18 protein-coding genes are annotated in these 17887 nt (G+C 65.7%); 6 read left to right on the top strand and 12 right to left on the bottom strand.

Going from position 1 to position 17887, the window contains the following annotated elements:
* Window positions 1–18 precede the first annotated feature (18 nt).
* The 12 genes from L0C59_RS06240 to L0C59_RS06180 all read right to left on the bottom strand — a co-directional run bounded on the left by L0C59_RS06240 (window position 19) and on the right by L0C59_RS06180 (window position 14235).
* A complete protein-coding gene (locus tag L0C59_RS06240; RefSeq protein WP_243090426.1) occupies window positions 19–1281 on the bottom strand; it encodes an MFS transporter in 1263 nt (420 codons plus the stop codon).
* Window positions 1281–3329, bottom strand: a complete 2049-nt coding sequence (locus L0C59_RS11125; protein WP_279232554.1) for a glycoside hydrolase family 2 TIM barrel-domain containing protein — start codon at window positions 3327–3329, stop codon at window positions 1281–1283. The genes L0C59_RS06240 and L0C59_RS11125 overlap by 1 nt, the downstream gene beginning before the upstream one ends.
* The gene (locus L0C59_RS06225) at window positions 3326–5665 is read right to left on the bottom strand and encodes a glycoside hydrolase family 31 protein (protein WP_243090410.1); all 2340 of its coding nucleotides are present in this window, start codon (window positions 5663–5665) and stop codon (window positions 3326–3328) included. Before L0C59_RS06225 ends, L0C59_RS11125 begins: the two co-directional genes overlap by 4 nt.
* A gap of 54 nt (window positions 5666–5719) precedes the next feature.
* Window positions 5720–7447: a glycoside hydrolase family 2 protein gene (locus L0C59_RS06220; protein ID WP_243090408.1), complete on the bottom strand. Its 1728-nt coding sequence runs from the start codon at window positions 7445–7447 to the stop codon at window positions 5720–5722.
* Window positions 7448–7453: 6 nt separating this feature from the next.
* Window positions 7454–8707: an MFS transporter gene (locus L0C59_RS06215; RefSeq protein ID WP_243090406.1), complete on the bottom strand. Its 1254-nt coding sequence runs from the start codon at window positions 8705–8707 to the stop codon at window positions 7454–7456.
* Window positions 8708–8719: 12 nt separating this feature from the next.
* Window positions 8720–9508, bottom strand: a complete 789-nt coding sequence (locus tag L0C59_RS06210) for a carbohydrate deacetylase (RefSeq protein WP_243090404.1) — start codon at window positions 9506–9508, stop codon at window positions 8720–8722.
* 96 nt (window positions 9509–9604) lie between these two features.
* Window positions 9605–10573, bottom strand: coding sequence for a D-alanine--D-alanine ligase (ddl, locus tag L0C59_RS06205; protein WP_243090403.1), 969 nt, complete (start codon window positions 10571–10573; stop codon window positions 9605–9607).
* 9 nt (window positions 10574–10582) lie between these two features.
* Entirely contained in the window at window positions 10583–11161 is a 579-nt protein-coding gene (pth, locus tag L0C59_RS06200; RefSeq protein WP_243090402.1) for an aminoacyl-tRNA hydrolase, read from the bottom strand.
* A gap of 137 nt (window positions 11162–11298) precedes the next feature.
* Entirely contained in the window at window positions 11299–11919 is a 621-nt protein-coding gene (locus L0C59_RS06195; RefSeq protein WP_243090401.1) for a 50S ribosomal protein L25, read from the bottom strand.
* A 247-nt stretch (window positions 11920–12166) separates the two neighbouring features.
* Entirely contained in the window at window positions 12167–13090 is a 924-nt protein-coding gene (locus tag L0C59_RS06190; RefSeq protein WP_243090400.1) for a ribose-phosphate diphosphokinase, read from the bottom strand.
* 15 nt (window positions 13091–13105) lie between these two features.
* On the bottom strand, window positions 13106–13771 hold the full coding sequence (mtnN, locus tag L0C59_RS06185) for a 5'-methylthioadenosine/S-adenosylhomocysteine nucleosidase (protein ID WP_243090399.1): 666 nt from the start codon (window positions 13769–13771) through the stop codon (window positions 13106–13108).
* Window positions 13768–14235 carry an S-ribosylhomocysteine lyase gene (locus L0C59_RS06180; protein WP_243090398.1) on the bottom strand — a complete coding sequence of 156 codons (468 nt, stop codon included), beginning with the start codon at window positions 14233–14235 and terminating at the stop codon, window positions 13768–13770. Before L0C59_RS06180 ends, mtnN begins: the two co-directional genes overlap by 4 nt.
* A gap of 31 nt (window positions 14236–14266) precedes the next feature.
* On the opposite strand from L0C59_RS06180, the gene guaA reads away from it, so the two are divergent.
* The 6 genes from guaA (at window position 14267) to rnhA (ending at window position 17867) form a co-directional block, all read left to right on the top strand.
* Window positions 14267–15778: a glutamine-hydrolyzing GMP synthase gene (gene guaA / locus L0C59_RS06175; RefSeq protein WP_243090397.1), complete on the top strand. Its 1512-nt coding sequence runs from the start codon at window positions 14267–14269 to the stop codon at window positions 15776–15778.
* Window positions 15778–16341, top strand: a complete 564-nt coding sequence (locus tag L0C59_RS06170) for a Uma2 family endonuclease (RefSeq protein ID WP_243090396.1) — start codon at window positions 15778–15780, stop codon at window positions 16339–16341. The genes guaA and L0C59_RS06170 overlap by 1 nt, the downstream gene beginning before the upstream one ends.
* Window positions 16342–16422: 81 nt before the next feature.
* Window positions 16423–16710: a glutamine synthetase/cystathionine beta-lyase binding protein gene (locus L0C59_RS06165; RefSeq protein WP_243090395.1), complete on the top strand. Its 288-nt coding sequence runs from the start codon at window positions 16423–16425 to the stop codon at window positions 16708–16710.
* Window positions 16710–17090: a VOC family protein gene (locus L0C59_RS06160; RefSeq protein WP_243090394.1), complete on the top strand. Its 381-nt coding sequence runs from the start codon at window positions 16710–16712 to the stop codon at window positions 17088–17090. The genes L0C59_RS06165 and L0C59_RS06160 overlap by 1 nt, the downstream gene beginning before the upstream one ends.
* A 4-nt stretch (window positions 17091–17094) precedes the next feature.
* The gene (locus L0C59_RS06155; protein WP_243090393.1) at window positions 17095–17385 is read left to right on the top strand and encodes a hypothetical protein; all 291 of its coding nucleotides are present in this window, start codon (window positions 17095–17097) and stop codon (window positions 17383–17385) included.
* Entirely contained in the window at window positions 17382–17867 is a 486-nt protein-coding gene (rnhA, locus tag L0C59_RS06150) for a ribonuclease HI (protein WP_243090392.1), read from the top strand. Before L0C59_RS06155 ends, rnhA begins: the two co-directional genes overlap by 4 nt.
* Window positions 17868–17887 lie beyond the last annotated feature (20 nt).

The following is a 17887-nucleotide window of genomic DNA, read 5'->3' as shown; positions in this document are numbered from 1 at the left end:
CCTCCTGCCCCCGGCATTCTACCCCTTGGCCCCGTAGGGAAACCGCAAGGCCAGCCCCAAGGCCAACAGGGCCGCCACAAAGGGAGGCACCGCCATAAGGAAGCGGAAGGCACCCCCCGGGTCGGGCCCCGGGGCCTCCCCGCTCACGTACCCGAAAAGGGGGGTGAGGAGGGCGAAGGAAAAGGCCTGCAGGGGTCCGGAAAGCCGGTTGATGAACCCGTAGACGCTATAGTAGACCCCTTCCCGCCTCCTTCCCGTAAGCTGGGCGTCCCGGTCGATCACCTCTGCCAGCAGGACATCCCCCAAGACCAGCACCCCGCCAAACCCCATCCCGATGAGGAGGCCCACGGGCAGGGCCTGGAGAAGGGTGCGGGGCAGAAGGAGGAGAAGGGCCCCCAGGGCCAGGAGGGCAATGGCCAGGAGCCAGGCTCCCTTGGGGCCCAAGGCCCCTGACAGCCGGGCCCAGAGGAAGACCGAGGGCAAGGCCGCCAGGAGCACCGAGGCGAAGAGCAGGGAGGTGGCCTCAGGCCCTAGGCCCAAGGCGTACTTGGCGTAAAAGGGCATGGCCGCCCCGAAAAGCCCCACCGCGAAGAGGAGGAACAAGGCGGCCAGGGAGTAGAGCCAAAAGGCCTGGTCCCCCAGGGTGTAGCGGAAGGCGGGGATGAAGGGAAGGGGCTTGGCCAGCTGGGCCTTAGGGTCTTCCCGGATGGAAAGGAGGAAGAGGAGGAGCAACGCTCCCCCGCTGGCCCCATAGAGGAGGGCCATGCCGGGAAAACCCAAGGCGGTGTAGACCAAGGGGGTCAGGGCGATGCTCACCGCCAGGCCCAGGAAGTAAAACCCCTGGCGCCAGGCATTGGCCCGGGCCCGCTCCTCCTGGCCCCTGAAGAGCTCGGGAAAGAGGGCCGCGTGGTTCACCCAGGTGAGGGCGGCGAAGGTCTCGAAGAAGAGGATGACCCCAAGGCAGTACCAGAAGAGGCCAGGCCCTTGGCGGAAGGGCCCGGGAACGTTGAAGGTGAGGTAGAAGGCCAAAAGCAACAGGGGAAGCCCCAGGAAAAGCCAAGGCCGCCTCCGGCCCCAGGGGGTCCGGGTGCGGTCGGAGAGGTAGCCGAAAAGGGGATCGTTCACCGCATCCCACGCGGAAAAGACCAGGCGGGCTAGGGCGAAGGCGCTGGCGGCCAGGCCCAGGTGGTCCAGGTAGTAGAAGGCCAGGTAGGTGCCAAAGGTCTGGCCCGGCAGGGTTAGGCCCAGGGCACCCAGGGCATAGGCCATGTGGGCTGGGATCACCAGGCTACCCCCAGGGGCAGGATAGGCTCCAGATACGCCACCTCGAGGACATGGCGGGACCAGAGCCTTTCCCCCTCGTAAGCCTCCCCCACCAGACGGTAGGTACCCGGGGAAAGCCGCCTTAAGGCCTCCTGGAGGGGGAGGTAGCGGGCCTGGACCTCGAGGGGGCTTTCCCAAAGCTCCCCCAGGCTGAAAAACCGCCGGGCCTCCCCAGGGGCCAAGGCCACCTCCTCCTCGTATAGGGGGAGGTGGACGGGGCCCTCCAGGAAAAGGCGCACCTTAAGCCTCAGGGGCCGGTCCAGGTCGCTTATGAGCCAGGCCTCCTGCAAAGGCGGTCCTCCCACCTCCACCCTTTCCCGGTAGGGGACCAGGGAGAGGAGGACCGGGCTGCTGGCCTCCTTCAGGGCGTGATAGCCCTTCTTGGGCACCCGCTCCACGTCCACCACCGCCCAGGTGATCCCCTCCCAGGGCTCCACAAACATGAACTGGAAGTAGCCCGCCACCCTCCCCTTTCCCCGCCGATAGGCGTGGATGGCAAACTCCAAAAGCCTGGCCTGGTAGGCTTGGGAGTTCTCCACAAACGCCTCCAGGGACTCCCCCACCTCCACCCCCGCCACCCGGAAGGTCTCGTGGGGCTGGAAGTTGTGGTAGGCGTAGACCTCCCACCGGGGAGGCCAGGCAGCCTCCCCCAGGACCCGGCGCAACAGCGCTGGCCGGGGCAGGGCCTGGGCCCCGAACTCGGAGGGAAGGGGAGCCCCGGGAAGGGCCAGGAAGTCCCGCATGTGCCCCCAGTACCACCCGGGGTAGGGGTGCTCGCGAAAGTCGGAGGCTTCCTTTACTGGGCGGGTGGGGTCCTCGGCCCTAAGGGCAGCGGCCAGGAGGGGGCCCAGGGCGTGGCAGTTATGGGTGGGCTCGTTCTGGGCGCACCAGAGGTAAAGGGAGGGATGGGCCCCTAAAACCTCCACCATGGCCCTCGCCTGGCGCAAGGCCTCCTGGGCGAAGGCCTCGTCAGGGGCGTACCCCCACTGCAAGGGGAAGTCCTGCCATACCAGGATCCCCTCCTGATCGCAGGCCCGGTAGAAGGCGGGGTGGGTCAGGTGGGCGTGGACCCGAACGGCGTTCAGGTGGGCCTCCTTGAGGAGGGCCACGTCCTTTTGGGCCAGGGCCTCGGTGTAGCCGGAAAGCCACTGGGTGGGGATGATGTTGGTCCCCCTCAGGAAAAGCCTCCTCCCGTTCAAAAGAAGCCACCCCTCCCCGTCCAGCTCCACGGTGCGGAAGCCGAGAGGAGCGCTGAGGCTTGCCCCCAGGAGCTCCGCCTCCAGGCGGAAAAGATGGGGGAACCCCCGCTCCCACACCTCCCACAGGGGCATCTCGGGCAGGTCCCAGACCCCCTCCTGCCACCTTCGCCCCCCTTCCCCCTCCAGGACCAGCCTTTTCTCCAAGGCCTCCCCAGGAAAGTTCTCGGGGAGGATCCTGAGGATCACCTCCTCGCGGTAGGGCCTCAGGGCATCCACAAGAAGGCGCACCCATAGCCGCCAACCCCCCGGCCGGGGAAGGAGACGGTGGGTAAGGCCCAAAAGGGCCACCTCCTCCCGCATCCAAACCTCCACCCCGCCCCAAAGGCCCCCCGTTCCCCGCTCCTGGCCCCGCTCCGTGGTCCCCCCAGGCCGGCAGTCGTGCTGCCCAAAGACCCCTTTGATCTGCCGCTTAAACCGGGGCCAGACCCCCAAGGGCTCCTTGGGGGCCGAGACCCGGAGGAGAAGCTCCCGCCCAGGGGGAAGCTCCTTAAGCCAGGGGAAGAAGTACCCCTCGTGCCGCCCCAGGTAGGTGCCATCCACCCAAGCCTCCTGGTAATAGTCCCCAAGGGAGCGGAAAAACCGCCTCGAGCCCCCCTCGGGAAGGGAGAACCGGTACCAGCCCACCTCCGCCTCCAGGCCCTCGAGGGTCCACTGGTGGGGAAGGGCCACCTCCCGCCAGCCGGCCTGGGGAAGCTCCGCAGGGGTCCTCGCCTCATGGGCCAAAAACCAAGCTCTTTCCAACCTCATCCCTCCACCTCCAAAAGGGCCTCCCGAAAGGGGGGCAGGAGGACCCGTTCTCCCTGGCAAGGGAACACCTTCCCCTCCACCCAAGCCCCCCAAAGCCTCCTGCCAAAGAGCCTCAGGCCAACCCCCTCCCAAGGCCAGGGGTACTCCCCCTCCCCTTCCCAAAGGAGGCGGTAGCCTCCCTCCACCGGAAACAGGCGGAACCGGTCCAACCTATAAGGCCCTTCCCCATCCCCCTCGTCCCAGTACAGGCCGCCTTCCGCCCCTCCCTCCTCTGGGTAGAGGTGCAGGGAAAGCCCCCCTTCCTCCAAGAGGGGCAGGATGGAGCCGGCCCGCACCAAAAGGGGAATCCGCTTTAAGGGAGCGGGAAGCTCCACCCACTTTGGCCCCTGCAGGATCCGGTCCTCCCCAAAGGGGTACCACCCGCCCCCCGGCAAGGGCACCCGCTTGGCCCTGGCCCCCTCCTCCAGGACTGGGGCCACCAGAAGGTCGCTTCCCAAGAGGAAGGCCTCCTCAAGGCCAGCCCCATCGGGCTGGCCTCCTTGCAGGAAGAGGGGCCTGAGGAGGGGAAGCCCCTTTTGGCTTGCCCGGTGGGCCAGGGTGTACAGGTAGGGCAGAAGCCTCTCCCGCTGCGCCATGGCCCAGCGCACCCCATCCAAGACCTCCTCCCCAAACCGCCAGGGCTCCCGGCGCCTGGTCCAGCGGGCGGAGTGGAGGCGGAAAAAGGGGGTGAAGGCCGCCAGCTGGAACCAGCGCAGGTAAAGCTCGGGGGAAGGGTTCCCGCTAAAGCCCCCGATGTCCGAGCCCACCCAGTACACCCCGGAAAGGGAAAGCCCCAAGAGGGCCCGGAGGGTAGCCTTTAGGCCCTCCCAGGTGCTCTCCACATCCCCGGTCCAGGCCCAGGCGTAGCCCTGGACTCCGGCAAAACCCGCGCGGGTGAGGAGGAAGGGCCGGCGATGAGGGGCGTGTTTCCGAAACCCCTCAAAGCTGGCCCGGGCCATGAGGAAACCATAGAGGTTGTGGGCTAGGGCGTGGTCCCCCCCTTGGCCCTCGAGGCTGTGGCGCACGCTCCTAGGAAAGATGGGCTCCCCCCAGGCGGCGAAGAGGGCGGGCTCGTTCATGTCCAACCAGAAGCCGGAAATCCCCATGTCCAAAAACCCCTTAAGCCTCTCCCCCCACCAAGCGCGGCCCCTGGGGTCGGTGAAATCCGGGAAAGCGCTAAGCCCCGGCCAGACGGGTCCCAGGAAAACCTCCCCCGAGGGCAAACGGCAGAACACCCCCTCCCTTAGACCCTCCTCATAGGGGGTAAAACCCTTTTCCGCCTTCACCCCGGGGTCCAGGATGAGCACCGTGCGCACCCCCCTCTCCCCGAAGGCCCGCACCATGCCGGCAAGGTCGGGAAAGCGCCCTTCGTCCACGGTGAAGACCCGGTATCCCCGCATGTAATCGATGTCCAGGTGCACCGCCTTAAGGGGAAGGCCCCGCCTGAGGAAACCCTCCACCACCTCCTCCACCTCCTTCCGGGTCCTAAGCCCCCAGCGGGCATAGTGGAAGCCCAGGGCCCAGCGGGGCGGCAAGGGGGGAAGGCCGGTGAGGCGCACATAACGGGCCAGGGCTTCCTCCAGGGGCCCGGGGATCAGGTGGTAGCGGAAGGTTCCCCCAAGAAAGCCCACCAGGGCCTCGCCTCCCCGCAGGTCGGCGAAGCCATCCGCGGAGTTCTCGTAAAAGGCCAGGCACTCCCCCGCGGGCTTTAGGGAGAGCCAAAGGGGCACCGAAAGGTAAAGGGGATCCTCCCCAGAACCATAGCTTCCCCCAGGGTCTTGGTTCCAGAAGCGGAAGACCCCACCCCGGCGGTCCAAGGGGTAGGCCCTTTCCCCAAGGCCCAAGACCCTCTCCTCCGGCAAAAGGCGCACCCGGTGCCGCCAGGCCCTTCCCGAGCGCTCGGGGTAGGTCTCCTGCCAAAGAAGCCTCCCCGCCCCGTCCCAAAGGGTTAACCCCTCCTCCCCCACCGCCAGGGCCAGGCGGGGGGTCTTAAGGAGGTAACCTCCCTCCTGGTCCTCGAGCTCAAAGGAGGAAGTTTCCCCAGCCTCCGTAAGGGCGTAAGAGGGCACCGCCTCGTTGGGAAACCAGGTGAGGCGGAGGTGGTCCTCCCCTAGGAAGACCGCCTCCAGCTCCGCCCCCTGGAAGCGCACCCTCACCCCGCCGGGGATGGCCGTTAGGCCCAAAGGTTTCCCCACCCCCTGCCAGGGAGGCAAGGGAGCCTTGGGCTCCCACCGGTCCCGCCTCCTGGCGTACTGGATGGCCAGAAGGAGAATGCCTGGGCCCAAGAGGGCGGCCATTTCCAACGCACTCCAAAGTTTCTTCAGCAAATCCCTTCGCGGTGCACCCATAGCCTACTCCCAAAGCCCGCGCCTGGCCTCACAGCCCTCCAGAAAAGCCCGCACCCTCTCTGGAGGCACCTTGGGCCTGCGCCAGAAATCCAAAAGCCCGTTTTCCTCCTGAAAGGTGTCGTAGAGCTGGGTGTAGCAAAACCCGCTCAGGAGGCTTTGGCAAACGGCTCCCAGATAGCGGAGCACCTCCTGCAAGAAGGCCTCCTCCCCCTCCACCTCCCGGTACCCCCAGCCCAAGGTGGAGCCCTGGAGCCTTAAGCCCCCAAACTCGGAGAGGAAGGGGCGCACCCCCGGGGGTAGACCCTCCCAGGAAAGGGGCCGGCCCATGGGGGCCAGGGGAACGGCTCCTTGTCCATAGCGGCGGGCTAGGACCTCGGGAGGGGCGTAGTCGTGCACGGTGTAGAGGTCCCAGAAGGGGCCGTGCTCAAAGCCGTCGTTATCCACCAAAAGGCGCGTGGGGTCCAAGGAGCGGGCCAGGAAAAACACGCCCTGGAGGAAGGAGCGGGCCTCAGGCCCCCAAGGCCAAAGGCCCCAGCTCTCGTTGAAAAGAACCCAGGCCACCAGGCTGGGATGGTTGTGGTCCCGCTCCAAGGCCGCCAAAAGCTCCGCCAGGTAGCGCCGGGCAGCCTTGGGAGAGAAGCGGAAGAAGCTCGGCATCTCGGCGAAGACCAGAAGCCCATGCCGGTCCGCCAGGTGGAGGTAACGGGGGTCCTCCAGCTTCTGGTGCTTGCGCACCCCGTTGAAGCCCAGGGCCTTGGCCAAGAGGATGTCCCGCCTGAGGGCCTCGAGGCCAGGCGGGGCCAGGTGCCCCTCCGGCCAAAGGCCCTGGTCCAGGACCAGCTTGGGGAAGTAGGGCTCCCGGTTGAGGAGGAAGACCCCTTGCTGGGCGGAGACCTCCCTTAAGCCCCCGTAGGAGTAGGCCTCGTCCAGAACCCGCCTTCCCCCGAGGAGGCGGAGGCGCAAGGGAAAAAGCACCGGGTTCTCCGGGCGCCAGAGGAAGGCGCCGGCCTCCCCCCTTAGGGGAAGCCCCAAAAACCCCCGGGCAAGCCCGTCCGAAAGGGGAAAGCGGGCCTCCAGCCAAGGCTTTTCCCCCATGGGCGCCTCCCCCCTTACCCCTGGGAAAAGGGCCACCTCCACCGCATCCCCTTCCCCTTGGGCCCGGACCTCCAGGTGGAAACCCAAGGCCTCGAGGTCCGGACGGAGGCGAAGGGAGGCGATGTGACTTTCCGGCACCCATTCCAGCCAAACCGGCTGCCAGATCCCCGTGGTCCTCGGGTAGAAGATGCCCCCGGGCTCCCCCAGGGCCTGCTTGCCCCTGGGCTTTTCCGGATCCAAGGGGTCGTCCTCGGCCCGCACCAGGACCTCCAAGGGCTTACCCAGGAAGGGGGTGAGCTCTAAGGCGAAGGGGGTGTGCCCCCCTTCGTGCTCCAGGACTTTGGCCCCGTTCAAAAAGACCTCCGCCCGGTAGTCCACGGCCCCGAAGCGCAGGAAAAGCCGAAACCCAGGCCTGGGCTTTACCCTTAGGACCTTCCGGTACCAGGCCACCCGTACCCAGGGCTGACCCACCCCGCTCCCTGGGGCCTCGGGGGGGAAGGGAACCCGAATCCTACGGTCAAAGGAAACCCCTTCCGGGCGCTCTGCCTCACTAAGGGCAAAATCCCAGGTCCCCTCGAGGCTCCTCCAGCCCGGACGCCCTAGGGTGGGCCTGGGATGGTTGGGGTCGGGGTTCATAAGGCCCTACTCCTTGATCTCATGGGGGAAGAAGGCGCTGAGGAAGTAGGCGAGGAGAATGGCCACCCCGGGGATCACCGCCACCAGGAAGCGGAAGGCCAAGCCCGGGTTCGGCCCGGGGTTTTCCCCGCTCACGTACCCGAAAAGGGGCCCAAGGAGGGCGAAGGAGAGCCCCACCAGGGCCCCCGAGGCCCGGCCCAAAAGCCCCACCAGGCTGTAGTAGGCTCCCTCCCGCCGGGTCCCCGTTCTTTCGGCGTCCAGGTCGATGACCTTGGCCATCACCACCTCCCCCGTGACCCGCACCCCCGCAAACCCCACCCCCACCAAAGCCCCCACCAGGACGGCGGGCAAAAGGCTTTGGGGAAGGAAAAGGAGCAAGGCCGCCACCCCCATGAGGAGGTGAGCCAGCCGCCAGGCCCTTTTGCCCCCCAAGGCCCTTGCCAGCCGGCCCCAGAGGAAGACCGAAGGCAAGGCCACCAGGAAAACCGCGGCGAAGAGGAAGGTGGTGGCGGCCTCGGGCAGGCCCAGGCTGTGCTTGGCATAGAAGGCCATCCCCGTCTGGATCACCATGCGGCCAAACTCAAAAAGGAGCCCCACCAGGGCCGCCACCCAGAAGGCCCCATTGGCCAGGACCAGCCGGAAGGACTCCCTTAGCCCCAGGCCGCTTTCCGCCTTGGGGTCCTCCTGGATGCCGGGGAAGAACCAGGCAAAGGCCATAAGGGCCAGCAAGGCGAAGAGGAGGGCCATGCCCCAAAACCCCACCTGGGCGTAGACCAAGGGGGCCACGGCAATCCCCAGGATTAGGCCAAAAAGCTCCGTTCCCCGCTTCAAGGCCGCAGCCCCCGCCCTTTCGGAAAGTCCTCGGAACATCTCCGGGAAAAGGGCCCCGTAGTTGGTCCAAACCACGGTGGCCATGGTCTCGTAAAGGACGATTCCTAGGGCGAAGTAGTAGGGAAGAACCTGGGGAGAACGGGCCCACTCGGGCACCCAGAAGACCAGGATGTAGAAAAGGAGGAAAAGGGGTATCCCCAAAAGGAGCCAAGGGCGCCTGCGGCCCAAGCGGGTCTTGGTGCGGTCGGAAAGGTGGCCGAATAGGGGGTCATTGACGGCATCCCAGAAGGCATACACCGTGCGGGCCAGGGCATAGAAGGCGGCGGAAAGGCCCAGCTTTTCCAGATAAAAGAAGGCCAGATAGGTGCCAAAGCTTTCGGAAACCAAGGTAAGCCCCAGCTGACCCGAGGCGTAGCGCCACTTTTTCACGACGGCCTCCTTCTAAAGCGCATCCCGAACCATCCGCCACGTAAGGGGGTGGAACTCGGCCAGGACCCGGCGCACCTCGGGGTGGGCAAGGGCAAAGTAGTCAGCCTCCCGCGTCCGCCAGTCGGGAAGGGCCCGGCCCTCGGGGGTGGGGAGGGCGCTGTGGTGCACCAGGTAGTAAAGGCCCGGGGGGAGGTTGGCCAAATCCAGGTAAAAGCCAAGCCGCTCCTCTGGGGGAAGGCCATAGGGGTCCAGGAAGCGCACCCTGGGGAAGGGCACCCGGGCCAGGAGCCGTTCCAGGTCGGGCAGGAAGGCAGGGGGAACCCCCAGGCCCTCGAGGCTCTCCGGCACCAAGGGCACCAGGCGGTACTCCTGGGCCAACCGCAGGTAAACCTCCGCCAGGTCGGGCCTCAGCACGGCCCCTTGGTGGGTGTCCAGGTGGGTGGGCGAGAAAAGCCTTTTGGCCGCCTCAATCTGCGCCCTTAGCTCCCGTTCCACCTCCTCCTGGCGGGCTCTTTCCCAGACGATCTCCAACGAATCCGGGAAATATCCCGCTTCGTCCCTAAGGCTTTCCCCCTCCGTCAGGGGCCGCATCCGGGGAGCGGGCCACTCGCTGGTGAGCACCAGATGCACCCCCAAATCCTCCCCCTTCACCCCGCTGGCCCAGGCCCCCGGCACCATCACGCTTCCCGTGGGAAAGCCCAGGGCCTGGTAGGCGCTGTTTTGCGCATGGGTCAGGCCCAGGTCATCGTGGTGCAGGAGGAGGGCCCGCCTAGGAAGCCCAAGCCGCTCCAGAAGGTCCATAAAAACCCCCTTTCCCTTCTGATTCCATCCTAGCGCACCGCCAAAGGAAAATGCAAAAGGAGGGGCCCAGCCAGGCCCCTCGAGGGGGGAAGCCCACTACCCCAGGGCCAACTCCACCAGCCGCCTTAAAAGCTCGGGGTAGGGTAGCCCCCCAGCGGCGAAAAGCCTGGGGTACATGCTGGTGGGGGTGAATCCGGGGATGGTGTTGATCTCGTTCAGGTAAACCTCCCCCTCCGCCAGGAAGAAGTCCACCCGGGCCATGCCGCGGATGCCCAGAAGCTTATAGGCCTTTAAGGCCAGCTCCTGAAGGGTCTCCTGGGTACCAGGGTCCAGGGGAGCAGGGATCAGAAGCTCCGCCCGCCCAGGGGTGTACTTGGTTTCATAGTCGTAAAAGGCCGCCTGATAGCGCACCTCCCCCACCGGGCTGGCCTCCCCAAAGACGTTGCCCAAAACCCCCACCTCCAGCTCCCGCACCCCCGGAAGCCCCTGCTCCACCACCGCCTTATGGTCGTGGCGGAAGGCCTCCTCCAGGGCCTCCTCCAGCTCCGCGTAATGCTCCACCCGGCGGATGCCGATGCTGGAACCCGTGTTGGCGGGCTTGACGAAAAAAGGGGGGTCAAAGGGGATAAAGGGGCGCTCCCCTGGGTAAAGGGCCACCCAGGGCACCACGGGAATCCCCGCCTGGGCCAAGACCCGCTTGCTTAAGTCCTTGTCCATGCAAAGGGCACTGGCCGCCACCCCCGCCCCCACGTAGGGCTTGCCCAGGATCTCCAAGAACCCCTGGATGGTACCATCCTCCCCCCACCTTCCGTGAAGCAGGGGGAAGACCACGTCATACCGGCTCCACTCCAAAGGGGGTGGAAAGCCATGCCGGCCAGCAGGGGCCACCTTAGCCCCAAGAGCGGCAAGGGCCTCCTCCCCAAGGAGCCACCTGCCGTCCTTGGCGATCACGGCCAGCTCGGTGGGGAAAGGAATGTGTTCCAAAACCCCCTGGGCGGAAAGGAGGGAAACCTCGTGCTCGGGGCTTCTTCCCCCGGCGATGAGGAGGACCTTAGGCGCAGCCATGCCTAAAGCTTAGCCCTTTCCCCCCAAGCCTTGGGAAAGATCCAGGCCGTTAAAGCGCCCCGCACAGGGGGGAAGCCCCTCCCTTACCCAGCAGAGCACGGCCTCCTTGGCCGCCTCGAGGACCCTCTCCACCACCGGCCACTCCTCGGGAAGGAAGGGGGAAAGCACATACTCCGCCCCAAGCTCCCGGGAAGGGGGCTTGCCGATGCCCAGGCGCAGGCGGTGAAACGCCCCGGTTCCCAAGGCCTCGGCAATGGAGGCCACCCCCCGGTTTCCCGCAGAACTACCCCCCGCCTTGAAGCGCAGGCGGCCTAAGGGCAGGTCCATCTCGTCGTGAACCACCAAAAGGCGCTCCGGAGGGATCTTGTAAAAGCGCACCAGGGGAGCCACCGCCTGGCCGCTTAGGTTGTAGTAGGTGAGGGGCTTGAGGAAAATCCCCTTCTCTCCCGCCACCTCCACTTCGGCCAAAAGGGCCTCCCCCTTGGGGCGGAACTCCAGCCCCAGCCGGTCCAGGACCATAAACCCCAGGTTGTGCCGGGTTCTGGCGTAGCGCTCCCCCGGGTTTCCCTGGCCCACCACCAAAAACATCCTCCCCCTCCAAAAAGGAGGCGGGACCGCCCGCCGATCCCGCCCCTTATGCCCTTTCTCGCCCTATTGTGCTCCCCAGGGCGTGGCCCGGAAAAGGGATGCACCGGGGTCCCCACCTTGGCTTTCGTGGGGTGGTACTACTCCTCCTCTTCCTTCTTGCCCTTCTTGATCACCTCGGGCTCGGCGGGGGCCTCGAGGGCCTCGGCAGCCAGCTTCTCCACGTCCTCAGGGGGCACCACCGCGGCGATGGTCTCCTCCGGGGAGACCGCCAGCTTCACTCCTTCGGGAAGCTTCAAGTCAGCCGCATGCAGGCTATCCCCAATGCCCAGCCCCGACACGTCCACCTCGATGAACTCGGGGATGTTCCTGGGGGAAACCCGCACCAGGATGTCCCGGTGAACCTCCTGCAAGACACCCCCTTCCCGCACCCCCTGGGGCGTGCCCACGAAGCGCAAGGGAATGTACATCTCCACGGGCTCGTCGGAGAGCACGTAGAAGTCCACGTGCTCGGGGCGGCGCCGGCGCTTATCCAGGTTCACCTGGCGCACCAGGGTGGGCAGTTCCTGGCCGTCGGGGAGTTCCAGGACGATCACGTGGTGGATGGAAGCCTGGCGGAAGACCTTGTCAAACTCCCCCAGCTCCACGTAAACCTTCCGGTTCAAGTGCTTGTTGTAGATGACGCCGGGGAGCTTCCCTGCCCGGCGCAAGGCGGCGGGCTTCTCCCCTTCCCGGTACTGGGCCTTCAAACGGTATTCCATGTCTCCTCCTAGCAAAAGGCAAAGGCCCCCTAGGGGCACACTATGGGAAAGCTTAGCACACCCCCCGGCCCTCCTTCTACACCTGAGAGAGCACCTTGTATAGGGTTACCAGCAGGATCAACACGCCGAAGAGCTGTTTCAAGCGCTGGGCTCCCCGTGGAAAATATGGATGACCCCTTTGGCCATAAAACCCCCAGAGGGTAGCTTACCCCGCGTCAAGATGACAGGTGTCCTTTCCCTCCAAGCCCTAGATCAGGGCACTCACCGATTGGTTGGTGTGCACGTGCTGGATGGCCTGGGCCAGGAGCTCGGCGGTGGAAAGCACCGTGTACCCCCCGTCTTTCAGGGGAATGGTATCCGTGAAGATCACCTCCCGGATGGCGGGGTGGGAAAGGTTCTCCCTTGCCTCCCCCACCAGCACCGGGTGGGTGGCCATGACCACCACCTCAGGCAAAGCCCCCGCCTGGAGAAGGGCCTCCACCCCCCGCCTTATGGTCCCCCCGGTGGAGACGATGTCATCTATGACCAAGGGCCTCTTCCCCACCACCTCCCCGATCACGTAGGTGACGGAGGTCTCCTTGGGGCCATGGCGACGCTTGGCCAGCATGGCAAAGGGCAAGCCCAGCCTTTCGGAAAGCCGCCTCGCCTCCTCCGCCCGGCCCGCATCCGGGGAGACCACCACGGCGTTTTCCGTATATCCTCTCTCCTGCAGGTAGCGGGCAAAAAGGCGCACCGCAGACAGGTGGTCTACGGGGATGTCAAAGAAACCCTGGATCTGGGGGGCGTGCAGGTCGATGGCGATCACCCGGTGCACCCCCACGGTCTCCAGGAGGTTGGCCACCAGCTTGGCGCTCACGGGCTCACGCCCTTGGGTTTGCTTGTCCTGGCGGGCATAACCGAAGTAGGGGATGACGGCGTTGATGCGCCCCGCTGAACTCCTGCGGGCGGCATCCGCCAGAAGGAGGAGCTCCATCAGGTGATCGTTCACCGGAGGACTGGTGGGCTGGATTAGGTAAACGTCATTCCCCCGCACGCTTTCCAGAAGCCGCACCTGCACTTCGCCGTCGGGGAAGCGATCCACCAGGGCTTTCCCCAGGGGTATCCCCAAAGCCTCCGCCACCCGCCGGGCCAGATCGGGGTGGGCGTTCCCCGTGAAGAGCTTGATTTCCATGGACCCCCTCCCCTTTCAGTATGCCAAAAGGGCCCGGGCCAGGAGGCCAAGCCGCCTCGAGGCCTCCGCCAAAAACGCCCGGAAATCCCTAGCCGCCTCCTCGCCTGCCCCGTCGGTCACAGCGCGGATCAAGGCCATGGGATGCCGGAAGCGCCAGGCCACCATGAGGGCCGCGGCCCCTTCCATCTCCACCGCCTGGGCCCCGTGGAGCTGGGCCAGCCTCCTGGCCTCCTCCCTGTCCGCCAGAAACCGGTCCCCCGTGGCCACCACCCCTCTTCGGAAGGGAAAGCCCAAGGCGGAAGCCGCCACCTCGGCCCGGGCAACGAGACCAGGGTCCGAGGGGAAAAAGCGCACCCCAAAAGCCGTCTCCCCCGGTTCCCGACCAAAGGGGGTCAGGTCCACATCCCACTGCACCGCCCTCTCGGCCAAAAGGAGGTCCAGGGCACGAAGGGAGGGGTCCAACCCCCCCGCTACCCCCAGGAAAAAGCTCTCCTTTGGGGCAAAGCGGGTAAGGATGTGGGCCACGGCCAAGGCCGCCGCCACCTTCCCCACCCCGGTTTCCGCCACCAGCACCCCGGGGGCCCGGTGGAGGGGAAAGGGGGCCTCGAGGGCCTCCCTGGCATCCAAGGCATCCCTTAAGGCCTCCGCTTCCTCGAGCTCCGCCGCAAAGAAGGCGATCACCTTTCCTCCAGGGGAAGGGTGGCCTGAACCTTCAGCCCCTCCCTCAGCACCTTCCCCGCCCAGGCTTTTGCCCCTTGGAGGTCGTGATCGCGATAGTTGCCGCACTCCCTAAAGCTGGCCCCGGGAATGGGCCCCTCGTGCAGGAGAACATCCCTTAGGGCCCGCTCAAAGGCCACCAGGACCCTTTCCTCCTCCAAGGGGCCTTCCACCACCAGGTAAAACCCCGTGCGGCAACCCATGGGGGAAAGGTCTATGACCCCTTCCAGGTGGTCGCGAAGGTAACCCGCGAGAAGGTGCTCCAAGGTGTGCAAAGCCCCCGTGGGGATGGCCTCCCGGTTGGGCTGGGCCAAGCGTAGGTCATACTTCTCCACCAGGCCACTTCCCACCGTTTTCCTCCCCGCCAAGCGGACATAGGGAGCCTTCACCTTGGTGTGGTCCAGGGCAAAGCTTTCCACCTCGGCCATGGGTCTATCCTACCCTGCTAGACTGGCTTCCATGGTCCTGGTCCTGGACTTCGGCTCCCAGTACACCCGCCTCATCGCCAGAAGGCTTCGCGAGCTAAGGGCCTTCTCCTTGATCCTGCCGGGAACGGCAAGCCTGGAGGAAATCCTTAAGCACAAGCCCCAGGCCCTCATCCTCTCCGGGGGACCTAAAAGCGTCTTTGACCCCAACGCCCCCCGCCCCGACCCCCGGGTGCTTACCCTAGGCCTTCCCACCCTCGGCATCTGCTACGGGATGCAACTTCTTGCCCAGGAGCGCGGGGGAAAGGTGGAGCGCGCGGGACGGGCAGAGTACGGCAAGGCCCTCCTCACCCGCTACCAGGGCCCCCTCTTTAAGGGCCTGGAGGGCGAGGTCCAGGTCTGGATGAGCCACCAAGACGCCGTGACCGAGCTTCCCCCTGGGTGGCGGGTGGTGGCGGAGACCGAGGAAAACCCCGTGGCGGCCATGGAGGCCCCAGGCGGCAGGACCTTTGCCGTCCAGTTCCATCCCGAGGTGGCCCACACTCCCAAGGGGATGCAGATCCTGGAAAACTTCCTGGAAATCGCCGGGGTAAATCGGGACTGGACCCCGGAGCAGGTCCTGGAAAGCCTGGTCCAGGAGGTCCGGGAAAGGGTGGGAAAGGACCGGGTGCTCCTGGCGGTCTCCGGGGGGGTGGACTCCAGCACCCTGGCCCTCCTCCTGGCCAAGGCCGGGGTGGACCACCTGGCGGTCTTCGTGGACCACGGCCTCCTGCGCCTGGGGGAACGGGAGGAGGTGGAAGGGGCCCTTAGGGCCCTTGGGGTAAACCTCCGGGTGGTGGACGCCAGGGAGCGCTTCCTGAAGGCCCTAAAAGGGGTAGAAGATCCTGAGGAAAAGCGCAGGATCATCGGCCGGGAGTTCGTGGAGGTCTTCGCCCAGGTGGCCCGGGAAGCAGGCCCTTTCCGCTTCCTGGCCCAGGGGACCCTTTACCCCGACGTCATCGAGTCCGCAGGCGAGCCAGGCGCCGCCAAGATCAAAAGCCACCACAACGTGGGGGGTCTTCCCGAAGACTTGAAGTTTGAGCTCTTGGAACCCTTCCGCCTCCTCTTCAAGGACGAGGTGCGGGAACTGGCCCTGCTCCTCGGCCTTCCCGACCCCATCCGCCTGCGCCACCCCTTCCCGGGGCCGGGCCTGGCGGTGCGCATCCTAGGCGAAGTCACGGGGGAAAAACTGGACATCCTCCGGCGGGCTGACGACATTTTCATAAGCCTTCTACGGGAATGGGGGCTTTATCCCCAGGTGGCCCAGGCCCTGGCCGTCCTCACCCCCGTGCGGAGCGTGGGGGTGGCGGGGGACGAGCGGAAATACGGCTACGTTCTGGCCCTACGGGCCGTGACCACCGAGGACTTCATGACCGCCGACTGGGCCAGGCTGCCCCTGGACTTCCTGGACGAGGTAGCCCGGCGGATCACCCGCAGGGTGCCGGAGATCGGCCGGGTGGTCTACGACCTCACCAGCAAACCCCCAGCCACCATAGAATGGGAGTGATGGGGGAAGCCGCCAAGGCCCTCAGGCCGATTTCCCTGGAAGAATATCTGGATAGGGAGGCCCAGGCCCAAACCAAGCACGAGTTGGTGGAGGGCTTTCTCCACGCCATGGCCGGGGCCAGCCGTGATCATGCCCTTTTGGTCACCAACCTGGCCCTGGTCCTAGGCCCCCTGGCTCGCCGGCGGGGTTGCCGGCTCTTTGTGGCGGACATGAAACTCAAGGTGGGCGAGAGGACCGTGTACTATCCGGACCTGATGGTGGTCTGTGCTCCTCCCCCCGCAAACCCCTACTACGAGGAGGAGCCTTGTTTGGTGGTGGAGGTCCTCTCGCCCACCACGGAGGCTATTGACCGTCGGGAAAAGCTTTGGCGCTACCTTTCCCTACCCTCCTTACAGGGGTATATCCTGGTCCACACCCAAGAAAGGCGGGTTGAACTCTACCGGCGCGAGGGGGAACAGATCCTTTACCAGGCCACCACGGAGGGGGAGCTACCCCTGCCCTGCCTCGAGGGGAACCTCCCGCTAGCAGAAGCCTACGCTGGGGTGGACCTGGAAGCCCCCTGATGCCACCCCTCTTTGTCCAAACCCAGGCGGGGTTGCCCTATAGAAACCCTGGGGCTATCCTGAGGGGGAAAGGAGGCCAAAATGCCCACCTTTATAGTGCTCAGCACCCTCACCGATGACGGCGCCGAGACCCTGGTGAAAAACCCCGAGCGCATCAAGCAGGTGAACCAGGAGCTGGAAAGGGACTTCGGGGTCAAGGTGGTGGCCCAGTATGCCGTCCTTGGGCCCTATGACTTCGTGAACATCGTGGAGGCGGAGGATGCCTTGGCGGTGGCCCGGGCCATGCTCCACCTCTCGGCCAGGGGAAGCGTGAAGACCACCACCCTCGAGGCCATCCCCGTGGCCGACCTCATCGCCAAGCTCAAGTAGTGGAGGTTCTGGAAACCGCCGTCTACGCTGAGGATCTGGAGAAGGCCCGGGCCTTTTACGAGGGGGTCCTGGGCCTTCCCTGCTTCCAGTTCCAACCCCCGCGCCACGCCTTCTTCCGGGCGGGGAGGGGGGTCTTCCTGGTCTTCAACCCCTACCAGACAGAAAAGGAGGAGAAGCTACCCCCCCACGGAGCCAAAGGTAGCGTCCACGTGGCCTTCAAGGTGGCGGAGGAGGAGCTTCCCTCTTGGGCTAAGAGGCTGGCGGAGGCAGGGTTTCCCGTATGGTGGGCGGACTGGCCCCGGGGGAAAAGCCTCTATACCCGTGACCCGGCGGGGAATCTGGTGGAGCTGGCCCCCGCTGCCATCTGGGGCCTAGAATAAGGGCATGGCCACCCGCCACCGCTTTGGGGTAGAGGGGTTTAAACGCCTCCTCCAGGGGGTAAAGCACCTGGAACTCCTCGAGGGAGAGGTTTGCGAGACGAGCCCGATTGGACCCAGGCACGTTTTTACCGGAACCCAGCTGGACAATAGGCTTCAGGCTCTATTGGCCGAGGAAGAGGAGAATCTCCTCGAGGTACGGGCTTCCCCCGTGACCGAGGTCTACCGCCACCCCCAAGGGGACGGCTACCGCCTGCGGGAACTGGTCTTCCCTGACCAAACCATTCCCTGGTCGTGAAGCGGGTGGAGCTTTTCACCGACGGGGCCTGCCTGGGAAACCCGGGACCCGGCGGGTGGGCGGCCCTCCTGCGCCATGGGGGGAGCGAAAGGATGCTTTCCGGGGGTGATGCCTGCACCACCAACAACCGCATGGAGCTCACCGCCCTCCTCCAGGGCCTGAGGGCCCTCAAGGAGCCCTGTGAGGTGCATCTCTTCTCCGACAGCCAATACCTGGTAAAGGCCCTAAAGGAGTGGCTTCCCGCCTGGGAAAGGAGGGGGATGCGGAAGGCAGACGGCAAGCCCGTGGAGAACCGGGACCTCTGGGAGGCCATCAGGGTGGAGCTCAAGCGGCACCGGGTGGTGCCCCACTGGGTGCGGGGGCATAACGGCCACCCGGAAAACGAACGGGTGGACGGGGAAGCCAGAAGGCAGGCCTTGCGGCAAAAGGCCCTGTCCCAAACCCCCTGCCCCCCCGAGGAAGCTACGCTTTTTCCCCGCTAAGCAGAAAAACGTTATACTAA

This window comes from Thermus neutrinimicus, from assembly GCF_022760955.1.
In the GTDB taxonomy this organism is placed as follows: domain Bacteria; phylum Deinococcota; class Deinococci; order Deinococcales; family Thermaceae; genus Thermus; species Thermus neutrinimicus.
This window is presented reverse-complemented; position numbering and strand designations above follow the sequence as displayed.

Bases quoted from the DNA above. Each gene is read 5' to 3' on its own strand.
- L0C59_RS06170 (WP_243090396.1), top strand. From the start codon at position 15,778: ATGGGGGAAGCCGCCAAGGCCCTCAGGCCGATTTCCCTGGAAGAATAT.
- L0C59_RS06195 (WP_243090401.1), bottom strand. From the start codon at position 11,919: ATGGAATACCGTTTGAAGGCCCAGTACCGGGAAGGGGAGAAGCCCGCC.
- L0C59_RS06225 (WP_243090410.1), bottom strand. From the start codon at position 5,665: ATGGCCGCCCTCTTGGGCCCAGGCATTCTCCTTCTGGCCATCCAGTAC.
- L0C59_RS06165 (WP_243090395.1), top strand. From the start codon at position 16,423: ATGCCCACCTTTATAGTGCTCAGCACCCTCACCGATGACGGCGCCGAG.
- L0C59_RS06220 (WP_243090408.1), bottom strand. From the start codon at position 7,447: ATGAACCCCGACCCCAACCATCCCAGGCCCACCCTAGGGCGTCCGGGC.
- L0C59_RS11125 (WP_279232554.1), bottom strand. From the start codon at position 3,329: ATGAGGTTGGAAAGAGCTTGGTTTTTGGCCCATGAGGCGAGGACCCCT.
- ddl (WP_243090403.1), bottom strand. From the start codon at position 10,573: ATGGCTGCGCCTAAGGTCCTCCTCATCGCCGGGGGAAGAAGCCCCGAG.
- guaA (WP_243090397.1), top strand. From the start codon at position 14,267: ATGGTCCTGGTCCTGGACTTCGGCTCCCAGTACACCCGCCTCATCGCC.
- L0C59_RS06180 (WP_243090398.1), bottom strand. From the start codon at position 14,235: ATGGCCGAGGTGGAAAGCTTTGCCCTGGACCACACCAAGGTGAAGGCT.
- L0C59_RS06190 (WP_243090400.1), bottom strand. From the start codon at position 13,090: ATGGAAATCAAGCTCTTCACGGGGAACGCCCACCCCGATCTGGCCCGG.
- L0C59_RS06210 (WP_243090404.1), bottom strand. From the start codon at position 9,508: ATGGACCTTCTGGAGCGGCTTGGGCTTCCTAGGCGGGCCCTCCTCCTG.
- L0C59_RS06155 (WP_243090393.1), top strand. From the start codon at position 17,095: ATGGCCACCCGCCACCGCTTTGGGGTAGAGGGGTTTAAACGCCTCCTC.
- pth (WP_243090402.1), bottom strand. From the start codon at position 11,161: ATGTTTTTGGTGGTGGGCCAGGGAAACCCGGGGGAGCGCTACGCCAGA.